Annotated in this window: 11 protein-coding genes; 9 read left to right on the forward strand and 2 right to left on the reverse strand. The window is 41.1% G+C overall.

Annotated features, from left to right (window positions below; genetic code table 11):
- The first annotated feature begins 7 nt into the window (after positions 1 to 7).
- Entirely contained in the window at positions 8 to 1,426 is a 1,419-nt protein-coding gene (locus FLA_RS30265; RefSeq protein ID WP_076379721.1) for an FAD-dependent oxidoreductase, read from the forward strand.
- A 44-nt stretch (positions 1,427 to 1,470) separates the two neighbouring features.
- Here the strand turns inward: FLA_RS30265 and FLA_RS30270 are convergent, their stop codons facing one another.
- Positions 1,471 to 2,931, reverse strand: a complete 1,461-nt coding sequence (locus tag FLA_RS30270; RefSeq protein ID WP_144264053.1) for a hypothetical protein — start codon at positions 2,929 to 2,931, stop codon at positions 1,471 to 1,473.
- Positions 2,932 to 3,263: 332 nt separating this feature from the next.
- On the opposite strand from FLA_RS30270, the gene FLA_RS30275 reads away from it, so the two are divergent.
- Genes FLA_RS30275 through FLA_RS30305 form a run of 8 tightly spaced genes read left to right on the forward strand, consistent with a single transcriptional unit; the run spans position 3,264 to position 12,344 of the window.
- Positions 3,264 to 3,791, forward strand: coding sequence for a TolC family protein (locus tag FLA_RS30275; RefSeq protein WP_231940365.1), 528 nt, complete (start codon positions 3,264 to 3,266; stop codon positions 3,789 to 3,791).
- A complete protein-coding gene (locus FLA_RS30280; RefSeq protein WP_076379718.1) occupies positions 3,791 to 5,911 on the forward strand; it encodes a GumC domain-containing protein in 2,121 nt (706 codons plus the stop codon). The genes FLA_RS30275 and FLA_RS30280 overlap by 1 nt, the downstream gene beginning before the upstream one ends.
- Positions 5,912 to 5,923: 12 nt before the next feature.
- The gene (locus tag FLA_RS30285; RefSeq protein ID WP_076379717.1) at positions 5,924 to 7,117 is read left to right on the forward strand and encodes a glycosyltransferase; all 1,194 of its coding nucleotides are present in this window, start codon (positions 5,924 to 5,926) and stop codon (positions 7,115 to 7,117) included.
- Positions 7,118 to 7,129: 12 nt separating this feature from the next.
- Entirely contained in the window at positions 7,130 to 7,258 is a 129-nt protein-coding gene (locus FLA_RS31970; protein WP_262495952.1) for a hypothetical protein, read from the forward strand.
- On the forward strand, positions 7,258 to 8,724 hold the full coding sequence (locus FLA_RS30290) for an O-antigen ligase family protein (RefSeq protein ID WP_076379716.1): 1,467 nt from the start codon (positions 7,258 to 7,260) through the stop codon (positions 8,722 to 8,724). The genes FLA_RS31970 and FLA_RS30290 overlap by 1 nt, the downstream gene beginning before the upstream one ends.
- Before the next feature lie 3 nt (positions 8,725 to 8,727).
- A complete protein-coding gene (locus FLA_RS30295) occupies positions 8,728 to 9,945 on the forward strand; it encodes a glycosyltransferase (protein ID WP_076379715.1) in 1,218 nt (405 codons plus the stop codon).
- Positions 9,946 to 9,963: 18 nt separating this feature from the next.
- On the forward strand, positions 9,964 to 11,391 hold the full coding sequence (locus FLA_RS30300) for an MBOAT family O-acyltransferase (protein ID WP_076379714.1): 1,428 nt from the start codon (positions 9,964 to 9,966) through the stop codon (positions 11,389 to 11,391).
- A 53-nt stretch (positions 11,392 to 11,444) separates the two neighbouring features.
- Positions 11,445 to 12,344: an SGNH/GDSL hydrolase family protein gene (locus FLA_RS30305; RefSeq protein ID WP_144264052.1), complete on the forward strand. Its 900-nt coding sequence runs from the start codon at positions 11,445 to 11,447 to the stop codon at positions 12,342 to 12,344.
- Here FLA_RS30305 and FLA_RS30310 read toward each other — a convergent pair.
- The gene (locus tag FLA_RS30310) at positions 12,334 to 13,152 is read right to left on the reverse strand and encodes an alpha-1,2-fucosyltransferase (RefSeq protein WP_076379712.1); all 819 of its coding nucleotides are present in this window, start codon (positions 13,150 to 13,152) and stop codon (positions 12,334 to 12,336) included. The genes FLA_RS30305 and FLA_RS30310 overlap by 11 nt on opposite strands.
- Between the last annotated feature and the right edge of the window lie 6 nt (positions 13,153 to 13,158).

Genomic DNA, 13,158 nt, shown 5'->3' on the forward strand with positions numbered 1-13,158 from the left:
TCATACCTTGAAAGTAGCTGTTATAGGGGCTGGACCGGCAGGAATCACTGCTGCGTACCAGTTATCAAAACAATTAAAGGAAGTTGATATTTACGAATCTTCAGATGCAGTAGGAGGGCTGGCTAAAACTATTAGCTTGTGGAATCAAAAGGTAGATCTGGGGCCTCATCGTTTTTTTAGTAACGATGTGAGGGTGAATGAACTATGGCTGGAACTGGCGGGAACCGATTATGAAATGGTCAACAGGTTAACCCGTATTTATTATAAGAAACGCTTTTTCCATTATCCGCTGAAGCCTTTTAATGCCCTGAAAAATCTGGGTCTGATAGAAGCAGGCCGTAGCTTAACCAGCTATGGTGTACAAAAAATGCGTAAGGGAACAGATGAATCCTCTTTTGAAGGCTGGGTTACAAGCCGCTTTGGAAAAAGACTGTTTGAAATTTTCTTTAAAACTTACACCGAAAAACTCTGGGGCATTTCTACCCGTGAGCTGAACGCCGATTTTGCCGCACAGCGTATTAAAAAGCTTTCTTTATGGGAGGCTATTATCAACGGTTTTACCGGGGGAAAAGGCAACAAGCATAAAACATTGGTAGATCAGTTTGCATATCCTACTGATGGATCGGGTATCATTTACGAGCGGATGGCTGATTTTATACAAAAACAAGGTGGCCATGTGTACCTGAATACGCCTGTAAAAAGGGTGCTTACCCGTGATAATACTGCTTATGCACTGGAGCTGGAAGATGGAACCATCAAAGAATACGATCAGATTATCTCTTCCATGCCGCTGTCATTACTTACGCAACGACTGCCAGATGTTCCAGAATCTATTCAGCAACATGCGTCCAGCCTTACTTACAGAAATACGGTGATCGTTTTCCTGAATGTGCAGGCGAAGGACTTATTTCCGGATAACTGGATTTATGTACATAGCAATGATTTACGCATGGGACGGCTTACCAATTTCAGAAACTGGGTGCCTGGATTGTACGGAGAGGAGAATAGCACCATCTGTGCGTTGGAATACTGGTGTTATGATAGCGATGAGTTCTGGAAATGGGATAATGATAAACTCATTAATTTAGCCAAAGAAGAGTTGAAGCGTACCGGATTAATTAAAGATGCGGCTATCACTGATGGATTGGTATACAGGATACCAAGGTGCTACCCGGTATATAGTGCCAATTATAAACATCACCTGCAGCCCATTGAACAATATCTTTCCTCCATACAGAATTTGCAGGTAATTGGTCGCTATGGTGCTTTTAAATATAATAACCAGGACCATAGCATTTTAATGGGAAGGCTGGCAGCAGAGAATATCCTGAATAAAGCGCATCACAATCTTTGGGAAATTAATACCGACTATGAGTCTTACCAGGAGTCGTGCGTGATTACGAAAACAGGTTTACAGAAACAATAATATCGACAGAATGGGCATGTTACAATGCCCATTCTGCTTTTATACTATTGAGCTTTTTCTTTCTGCCCTATTAAAAACGAGCAGAGATAAATGATAAAAGGTATGGCCAGTGTAATAATAAACAGGTGATACCTGAACACGTTAGGCGCTACGGCCGATACAAAAAACAGGTTACCCAGATAAAATGTACTAAAGAGAATCAGCGCCTGGTTAAATAAGCGGGGCGCTTTTTTATAAGCCCTCATTACTACGTACAACAGTCCTGCCAGTATAAATATAAAGTTCAGCACAGGAAACAGATACTCCCAGGGCGCTAGCATAGCAACATGCAGTTTTGCGTTGGCGTTTGTGATTTTATTAGTTCTATAATGATAATACTTAGCAGCACTTTTATCTACACTGTCACGTCCTTCATTATAAGTGCTGTAGGCTTCCATTTGTGGCAGGAAGTAGCGTTTGGTATTAGGCCATAAGAAATATTGCAGGTAGGCCGCAGGGTGTTGCGAAATCACTTTTACACCAAATTGATTATACACAGGTCCAAGGGCGGTCCAAGTTTCAAAATAAGTGGAATAGCCATTCTTTTTGCCATATTTATAAAGGTACTTCTTTAATGGGCTGCCCTTGTCCCATATGAAGGCTGCTGTTACTTCTTCATATGGCTCATTCTTGTGAGCTGCGAAGTATTCAACGATATGCTGGTTTATAGCCAGTTCATCATCATCAAAATCGGCAGTGTCGGTTTCAGGGATATGTCGTTGTATGTGCATAGCATTGCTGGCCATTTGCCAGCCACTAAATGCCGAAAAAGTATGGGTGCCGGTAAGCGACTCTGTTTTCTCGCTTATTTTCTGCACCAGTAAAAACATAATACCAAAGCTTACTATCACCACACTTATCTTTCTCCACAAGGCTTGTTTGCTAAACAGTAATGCCAGTGTCGTAAACGCAGGAAATATAAGAGCATTGTATCTCAGCTTAAACAACAATATCATTAAAATAAACTGGCCCAGCATATTCACTACGTTGGGTTTGTATATAACCCATAGCAATAGTGTAAACCAGGCTACTGTAAGGCTACAGAATAAAGAGTCACTTAATACAAAGTTGGCAGCGAACAGGTAAAGCGGGTTAAATACAAGTATGGCAAATAGTATATTCTTTGATAGGCGCGATAATGGAAAAAGGAACACGCATGTAAAGAAGAGGAATAGATTGGCTATAACGTTTGCTAAATACTGTGATGCTATTAATGCAAAATCAGAACTGCCAAAGTGATGAAAGAAATTGATGAACTCGCTGTATTGTATAGGCCTGTAGCTGATGGCAAGGTTGTCTGCTGCTGCATCAATATACGTATACGAGTCTGCATAAAAGCTGGGAAAGGGAAATAAAAGTCTTAACAGTATCAGATAAATGATGCCTGCAACTATGCCTATGGCACAATAATTTCTTTGTTCCTTTTCATGGAACACAAAGCGATAAAATGTTAGAGGATGCTTCACGCTGATAAGGGGTTTAGAAAACAATGTTACTGTATTTATAGCAAAACTATTGTTGCGTCTTAAAGCGTTTTTAAGTTTAATTGACAATATTAAAGGGCTCTTTAAGTAAAAACTAACTTAAATGCTTCATTTTTGCATATATCGCTGTATTGTCAGTACCTTATATAAAATTGATTAACTCTATGCACAACAGGTTAAAGTTACTTTTGCTTGTTTTAAGTTTAACTGCTGTGAGCGCTGTTCGGGGGCAAGAGTCGATGATCCCCGATGTAAATTACCCACTGCTTGAAAAGCTTATTCAAACTGCAAAAACGAATTACCCACGGGTGAAAATGTATGGATTCCGGATGACCATGGCCGATGCGAATGTTAAAAAGGCAAAGGCAGGATGGTTCGATATCCTGAGCTTCTCATACCTGTACAGCCCTAACAACAGTACAAACATTGTCAATCCCAGCATCTTTAATGGTTATCAGTTAGGTTTGGTGATCAACTTTGGAAGTATTCTTACCAAAGCACCTGCCATTAAACTGGCCAAAGAAGAGAAAAAGTTTGCCGAAGCCGAGTTTGCTGAATATCAGCTTACGATAGAGGCCCAGGTAAAACAGCGTTACTACCTGTATGTTCAATACATGGCAGTAGTTCGCTTGCGTGGCCAATCCATCCTGGATATGGAAGCGTCCTTAAAAGATACCCGATACCGGTATGAAAAAGGAGAAGCCACCCTGGCAGAGTATAACACCGCATCAACAGGATTAGCTGACCAGATTAACGCAAAAATAACAGCAGAGGGCAATTTGCTTATTGCCAAAAGCTCGCTGGAAGAAATATTAGGTAAAAAATTAGAAGAGATAAACTAATGGAAATCCTCAATTTTTTAAAGGCACTGTATCGCCGCAGGCTGCTGTTGATCATCATCCCGATTGTCACAGTCATTATCACGTACTTCCTGGTACGTCATATGCCTGACCAATATATATCACGCGCACGCATTTCAACTGGTTTAACAGATGCTTCCCAACATATTCCGGGACAGCCAGAGAGCCAGGAAAATGAACTGGTGCGTGATTTCAGTAACATGATCCAGATTATCATGTTAAAACAGACATTGGACCAGGTTTCTTACCAGTTAATGTTGCACGATCTGGGTTCGAAACAGCCGTTCCGAAAACCCAGCAAATTGCTGGAAGCTTATTCCGAACAGGAGAAGCAGGAAGCCATTCTGGAATTTACCAATCTGCATAAAAAGCAGGGAGAGCTGTTGCCCGATTCCAAACTTCATACAAGATTATATGATCTGGTGAAGTCTATGAAGTACGATGAAGGCTCTATCAGAAATACGATCCAGGTATACCGCGTAAGCAACAGTGATTATATTGATGTAGAATCCGAATCGGAGAATGCAGACTTATCTGCTTTTATAGCCAATACTGTTACCAGCGAGTTTATCAGCATTTATGCTGCGCGGGTAGCAGGCAACAGAACTAAAACCAGTGACTGGTTGTATCGTCTGTTAATGGAAAAACTGGCTGCTATGAACGCCAAGATGGAGAAGCTGAAAAACTACAAAATTCAGAACCATATTTTAAATCTGCAGGAACAGGCAAAAGCGCTCTATGGCCAGATCTCCGATTTTGAAACCAGAAGAGAGGTTACGGAAAGAGAAATTGTAAGTACAGAAGCCGCGTTGCAGGGAATAGAGAATAAATTTTCGCCTAAAGACAGAAAGTACCTGGAAGGTACTATGACAGGTGTACAGCAGGAAATACTGGTGTTGAAAGACCAGCTTAAAATGCTGAATCAGCAATATGTAACCAGCAATTTTAACCAGGGCATCAAACTAAAAATGGATTCTCTGCGTAATAAGCTGGGTGATAAAATTGCGGAGTCTTCCGATAAATACATCTACAGTCCGCTGAGTGCTAAAACCGAACTGGTGAGCGAAAAGTTGAAACTGGAAGTGGCATTAGACCTGTCTAAAAACAGTGTATCTTCTATAAGCAATGAGCTCACCCGATTAAACAGCCGCTTGTATCACCTGGTGCCGCATGAAGCAATGGTACAGTCTTTTGAAACTGATATCGATGTGGCTTCGCGCGAATACCTGGAAATACTGAATAAATGGAATGAGTTTAATATGGGCACCGGTTCTACCAACAAACTGAAACAGGTAGAAATGGCCATAGCAGGCCCGCCGCAGCCATCTAAAAAAATGCTGTTGGTGATTTTGTCTGGTGTTATCAGTTTTGTGTTTTGCACCTTCATCATCTTTATCCTGTTTATGATGAACAATGCGATAGAAGATGGCCAGCTGCTGGCTAATAAAACTGGTATACCTGTTTTAGGAACTGTCAACCTGGTCAAGCGAGGGAATATTGATTTACATTCCATCTGGTCTGATACTTCTGAAAATACACGGTTGTTGAAAAATCAACTACGTGCATTGCGATTGGAAATAGGAAGTGATTTGAGCGAACAGGATAAAATATTGGGTATTACCAGTCTGGAAGCGAAAGAAGGAAAAACGTTTTTAGCCGTAAACCTGGCGTATGCGTGGTCGGTGGCTAACAGCAAGGTATTGCTGATAGATGGTAATTTTTCTAACCCTGCCATTACCAACCTGGTAAAACCGGCAACATTTATAGAAGACTATCTGTCTGGTAAAGCTTCCTTATCAGGTCAGCAGGATGGTAATCTTACCATATTAGGAAACAGGGGCGGTGATGCTTCTTTAATGGAAATTGCAGATCGTGCTACTATACAAGAAAAACTGCAGGCGTTAAAGCAAAAATTCGATTTCATTATAATAGATACCGCAACACTGGATGTGATGGACAACGCCAAAGAATGGCTGATTGTATCCGACAAAACAGTGGCTGTGTTTGAATCGGGTAAATCGGTTTCTGCATCTAAAAAAGAACAGTTACAATACCTGGCAGAAGAACAGCGCATGTTGGGCTGGATAGTAAATAAGGCATAAAAAACGTTTGGAATGATACTTTCAATATGCTATAGCATATGGATTTTGATACAGTTGCTGGTAGGAGTACACCTGGTAATACCTGTGGTCCTGTACCTGTTTCATCTGTTAACAGGTAAAAGACCCATTACCAATAGTGTTGCTGTTGAAGCTGATTATGCGGTGATTGTAACTGCATATGAACAAACCAGTATGCTGTCTTCGGTAGTGGATTCATTGCTGGCAATGAATTACGAGAACTACCTTATTTATATAGTAGCAGATAACTGTGATATTACCGGGCTGCATTTTAACAGTAACAAGGTGGTGCTTTTAAAACCTGAAACGGTGCTGGCGGGTAATACACGTTCTCATTTTTATGCCATCCATCGCTTCAAACGTGCGCATGAAAGGCTTACGATTATTGATAGTGATAACCTGGTGCATCCCGATTACCTGAAAGAACTAAACGTATACTTTGATAAAGGGTTTCAGGCTGTACAGGGGGTAAGGCAGGCTAAGAACCTGAATACCACACTGGCTTGCCTGGATGCTGCCCGGGATATTTATTATCATTTTTACGATGGCAAAATTTTATTTGAACTGGGATCGTCTGCTACGCTGGCAGGTTCGGGAATGGCTTTTACCACTGTGCTCTATCGTCAATGCCTGGAACACCGGGATATTAATGGTGCTGGTTTTGATAAAGTGCTACAGGCGGCTATCGTTCAAAAAGACCTGCGTATTGCTTTTGTGGAAAACGCCATCGTGTATGATGAAAAAACAGCAGGAGCCAACCAGCTTGTTTCACAACGTGCCCGGTGGATAAATACCTGGTTCAAATATTTTACACTGGGCTTTCGCTTAATGGCATCCGGAATCAGAAATGCCAGCAGAAACCAGTTTTTGTTTGGCGTAATCCTGGTAAGGCCGCCTTTATTCATATTCCTGATACTGTCTGTATTATTCATGGGTATTAACCTGTTGCTACATTCCTGGTTTGCGGCCGCCTGGCTGGCTGGCCTGTTGCTGTTTGTTACCGGGTTTATTATTCCGTTATTAAAACCAGGCATTGATGTAAGGGTATACAGGTCGCTGGTTAAAATTCCGAAGTTTATGTTTTTGCAGGTACTCTCTTTATTGAGTGCACGGAATGCCAATAAAAAATCAGTAGCGTCTAAGCATACCTATTCTTCTAAAATAGATGATGTGTTAGCTAATAAATAAAACCTGTAACCAATGAGAATTAACCCAATACCACCTAAGCAAACGCCGGAAGAGAAAGAGAAGGATATTGCCCGTAAGGTGGCTATTGGAGTAGCCTTTGCAAGCGTGTTTGTATTTTTCATTAAAATCTTGTTTTTCTGATGAATATTAGCCGTATATCCATTCCATTAGAGCAGGGTAAACACAAAAGAAAGCGTTTACTTACTGCACTACTTTGCTGCTTGTTAATGGCCGGCTCTGGTGTATTGGCTGTTCTTATCGCTAAAGGAGGGATGGCTTATGGCGTTATGGCTATGATTATGGTAGTAGCCTTACCTGCTGTATTTGCTATTATAGCTTATCCGTCTTTTGGTATCCTCGTATTATTGCTACTGGCCTATACTATTATGTTTATTATCCGGTTAAATGTAACCAGTTTTCCACTGGGCACATTGATGGATGGGTTGGAAGCATTGCTGATACTGGGTTTTCTGATAAAACAAAAATTTAACCCGGACTGGTCTTTTATTAAAAAGCCTGTTAGTATTGTAATATCTATCTGGATAGGGTACTGTTTATTTGAAGTAGTGAATCCGGCTGCGGCTTCCAGGCTGGCATGGGTATATACTATCAGAAGCCTGGCGCTGGTAATGCTGATGTATTTTATTTTCATGTACAACATCAGAAGTGTTCAGCTTATCCGCATTATCATTGGTATGTGGTTAACGCTGGCGTTTATTGCAGCTATCTATGCTTTTAAACAGGAATATATAGGGTTCTCCAGCTTTGAAGAAGCCTCGCTGGCCGACCCGCTTACAGCAGCATTGTATTTTATCGATGGCCACTGGCGTAAATTCAGCATATTCAGCGATCCCGTAGCTTTTTCTTATAATATGGCTATTTGCTGTCTGATGTGTGTGGCATTAATCTGGGGGCCTACTCCCAGGTGGCTAAAAGTAATATTGGGCATAATGATATTAGTGTATTTCCGGGCTATGTTATTTTCCGGTACACGGGGAGCTTATGTGTTAATTCCGGTAGCGATGTTGTTGTATTTCATATTGACATTTACCAAAAAACTGTTACCCTTTGCTATTTTTGGAGCGGTTGTTTTTATCATCCTGATAAAAATGCCTACACATAATCCCACCTTATATCGCTTTCAAACAGCCTTTGCGCCTTCTGATGACGCTTCTTATAATGTGAGAAAGCAAAACCAGAAGCGTGTTCAGCCTTATATATTAGCGCACCCTATTGGTGGTGGTTTAGGGGCTACAGGCGCCTGGGGAGTGAGGTTTGCTCCAGGATCGTTCCTGGCCAATTTTCCCCCGGATAGTGGCTATATGCGTGTTGCGGCCGAAATGGGTTGGGTGGGACTTTTCCTGTTTTGTATGCTCATGTTTGTAATTATGAAAACCGGCATCAATAACTTTTATAAGATAAGAGATCCGGAGTTGAAAAGCATGTGTCTTGGAATGACTTTGATTGTTTTTGCCTTGAATATCGGTAACTTCCCGCAGGAAGCTATTGTGCAGTACCCTACCAATATCTATTTTTACCTGGTAGCGGCGTTGATTAACGTAACCCTGCAATTAGACATTCAAAAGCGTGAAAATCAGGTCGTTTAATGTATGCTTAAGGGAAAAAACATTATAATACTGGGTTCTGCAAAGTTTGATTCGCCTATCGAATCAACTACTATTACTATTGCCAGGTTTCTGGCGGCAGAGAATACAGTGTACTATATTGATTATCCCTTAACCTGGAAAGATTATTTTGATGCAGGTAAAAAAGAGGAAGTCAACAGAAGAAAGCCTTTTTTCTTCAGCTCTGCATTAATGAGCAGCGATTTGCCAGGGTTTCATATTGGCATTGTTCCTCCTGTGGCATCTATTAATATTTTACCCGAAGGCAAATTGTACAGAGCAGCTTTGCGCTTTAACCAGCAGCGGATTATCGGGAAAATAAAAAAGCTGATCCGCAGGTATAGCATCACAGACTATATTTTCATTAATTCTTTCAATTTTCACTATCCTGATATCGCAGCAGGGCTTAGGCCTTCTCTTACTGCCTATCACTGTGTTGATCCGCTGGTAGTTGACTATGATAAGAAGCATGGAGTGATATCCGAAAAGATACTGGTAAGCCAGAGCGATCTGGTAGTATGCACCAGCAGACAGCTGTACGAAGAAAAGAAGCTGCAGAACAAGGATTCCTATTTTATTGCCAATGCGGCGGATGTATCACACAGCAGCAAAGCATTGAACGATGATGTAAAAGTGTATGATGCTATAGCTGCATTACCCTCTCCGGTGATGGGCTACTTTGGCAATATTGAGCGGAGAATGGATTTTGATTTGCTAAAACAGGTGGTGGCCGAAAACAAGGATAAAAGCTTTGCTTTTGTTGGGCCTTATTCTAAAGAATTTGTACCGGACTGGTTTTTTCATACGCCTAACATTCACCTGATTGGTAAGGTGCCTTACCAGGATATGCCGGCAGTGGTAAAAGGGTTTGATGTGGCTATGATCCCTTTTAAGAAAGATGAATTCAGCAGAACTATTTTTCCGCTAAAACTATTTGAATACCTGGGAGCGGGCAAGCCGGTTATAGCTACTGACTTTAACCCCGATTTACAGGAGTTTACAGAAGATGCCGTATTTTATTGTGCGTCGGCAGATGCTTTTACAGCAGCTATTGAGAAAGCGCTGGCAGAGGAGAATGAGGTGGGTAAAAAGCAGCAACGTATTCACATTGCCGCGCAAAATACCTGGGATAAAAGAGGACAGGCTTTTTCTGAGTTGCTGGCATCCTATTTAAAACCTTCATCAAATCCTCAACACTCATAATCCTTATACCTATATAACATGTTATTTAACTCAATTGAATTCCTATTCTTTTATGTTATAGTAACCTTGCTGTACTTTTTGTTGCCCTTTAAAGGCCGATGGTTGGTGTTGTTACTGGCAAGCTGTTATTTCTACATGGCCTTTGTGCCTAAGTATATCTTAATCCTGTTCTTTACTATTATTATTGACTACTTCGCAGGGATATATATAGAAAAATCGGCAGGGAAGGCACGAAAGCTATTGTTGATATGTAGCCTGGTAGCCAATATTGGTATATTGGCTTTTTTCAAGTATTTCAACTTTTTGAACGAGAACCTTACCTTGCTGCTTAGCGAAGGCGGCTGGAGCAATCCTATTCCTTTTGTGAAATTTATATTGCCTATTGGTTTGTCGTTTCACACCTTTCAGGCAATGAGTTATACCATTGAAGTATACAGGGGAAATCAGAAGGCGGAAAGGCACTTTGGCATCTACAGTTTGTATGTCATGTTTTATCCCCAGTTAGTAGCAGGTCCTATTGAACGTCCGCAGAATATTTTGCATCAGATGCATATAAAGCATGCTTTCAGTTATGAAAACATGATAGCAGGGGGACGGTTGATGTTATGGGGCTTTTTCAAAAAACTGGTAGTGGCCGACAGGTTATCTGTATATGTTGACTCTGTGTATAGCAATCCCGAATTACATAACGGTAGCTCTGTGATAGTGGCATCTGTGTTTTTTGCGGTTCAGATCTATTGCGATTTTTCCGGCTATACAGATATTGCAATAGGTTGTGCCAAAACAATGGGCTTCGACCTGATGCTTAACTTCCGTCGTCCTTATTTTTCAACCTCCGTTCCAGAGTTTTGGAGCAAGTGGCATATTTCTTTAAGCACCTGGTTCAGAGATTACCTGTTTATTCCGTTGGGAGGTAGCAGGGGCACAAAATTCCTGCGGTTCAGAAACATCTTTATCGTGTTTATGGTAAGTGGTTTATGGCACGGTGCCAGCTGGACGTTTATTGTATGGGGTGCTTTGCATGGCGTTTACCAGGTAATAACCTTGCTGATAAAACCGCATGGTATTAAACTGGAAGAGCGGTTGGGGATATCAAAAAGCAAAGTGCTGTATGTAGGCAAAATGCTGCTTACGTTTGTGATAGTCACCTTTGCCTGGATATTTTTCAGGGCCAATACTATGAAGGATGCTATTACGCTGATTAAAGATTTGAAAACTACGGGCGCGGCTCCATTCCTTGGAAATGGTATTAATCAGTTTGCACATAGCATCCTGGCAATTGTACTGCTTTTTGTAGCGGAATGGTGTATGGAATATAAGCCCGACTTTAGTTTGTACCGGCATAAATATGCATGGGTAAGATGGGGCTCTGTAGTAGCAACTTTATTTATTATCCTGCTATTTGGTGTGTTTAACGGGGGACAATTTATTTACTTTCAATTCTAGTTATGCAATCCGCAGCACTTATAAAATTCTTTAAAAAACTGGTTCTGTTTTTTGTGGTAGTTTTTATAGCCGACAGGGCTATTGGCTATCTGTTACATAAGCTCTATTTCTCAGTGCCCAAAGGGCAGTTTGCACAAACTACCTATTCTATAGATAGTGCCAACCAGGATGTTATCATATTAGGTAGCTCCAGGGCCATACGTCATTATAATACTTCTATTTTGTCTGATAAGTTGCACCTGTCTTGCTATAATGCGGGCCGCGATGCACAGTTCTTACCTTATTACTCAGCGATAGAAGATGTGGTATTTGCCAAGCATACTCCTAAGCTATTAATCCTTGATATGAACGTGTGGGAGTTCTCGCCCAATAGTCAGAAGTACGACCGTTTGTCTATATTTCTGCCTTATGTGCAAAATCATCCCGAGCTGGTGCCTTATATAGAAGAAATGGGTAAATGGGAAAAACTGAAGTTATACTGCCACACCTACTTATATAATTCTACTTTGTTCATTGCCATGCACGACTTTTTACTGGGCGGTTCTTTACCTAAAGATGAAAATGGCTATTTGCCGCTGGACAGGCAAATGAGCAAGCATGATTTTGACAACTATGAGCAGAAGAAAAAACTGTACGATGCCAAAAGGGCACAGGAACATATTGTGCTGGATCAAAAGGCGGTAAAATACTTTGAAAGCATGCTGGATAAGGCCCGCGCAAAAAATGTGAAAGTATATGTTATTATATCTCCCACCATACTCAGCGAGCCGGAAACAGAAGAGAAGAAACTCATAGGCACCATTGCGCAGCGATACCCTAACGTAACCTTTTTAGATTATACGCATGATACCAGGTATAATAACCTGTATCAGAAGTTTGCAGATGAGTTTCATTTAAACAAAGAAGGCGCAGAAGAATATTCAAAGCAACTGGCCGACACACTTAAGTTGTAACCAGCACATCGCGCCAGGTAAATTTGCTGGTCATAATGCCGCGGGGATGCTCGCGGCCTACACGATAGCCGATCCAGTTTTTAGGGGCCAGTACCAGGTTTTTCTTAGGACTTAAATAGGCGGCCCACCAGGCAAATGTGCTGTTAGAGATGATAGCAACATCGGCATGCATAATCAACTGAAAGTCTATAATCTCACTATTGGATGAGAAATGATAGTTGGGCTTTTGAGGAAAGTAGGTCTTTACCGCTTCCATATCATCACTTACAAAGAATATCTGGTATTGATCGGGATTTTCAATACTGTCCAGCTGTCTTTTAAAATAATCCATGGGCAGGGAAATATCCCTTTTGCCATAGCTCATATAATCGGTGCGTCGAATATGTACTACCAGTGTTTTGCTGTTGTTAAAGATGGCACCAAACTTATTCTGGAAAGCTTGCTGATGCACTTCTTTCAATTGTAAAGCCGGCTTTTGAGGAATTTGCTGGTAATACCAGTCCGATTGAAAATAGCCGTTTATAATGGTCCAGTTCTCTATTTTCCTTTCCCGGGGCGCTGCCCAATTCTGTACATACACATCTTTAAAGGGAAGCACTTTAGTTAAGGCACGGGTGTAAACAGAATATAATTTAGAGCTAAGCGTAATATTGTCAAAATTACCCAGGTCAAAGTATTTGGTTAAATAGCCATGATGCGGATTAGGAAAGAAGAATGTTTTCCCTGGATGCTTTGATTTGAGGTATTGCAGGTAAACATATTGAAAAAGCAGGTTTCCTAATCTTCCTTTGAAGGGTACGCCAATCATACTTTG

This window comes from Filimonas lacunae (assembly GCF_002355595.1).
In the GTDB taxonomy this organism is placed as follows: domain Bacteria; phylum Bacteroidota; class Bacteroidia; order Chitinophagales; family Chitinophagaceae; genus Filimonas; species Filimonas lacunae.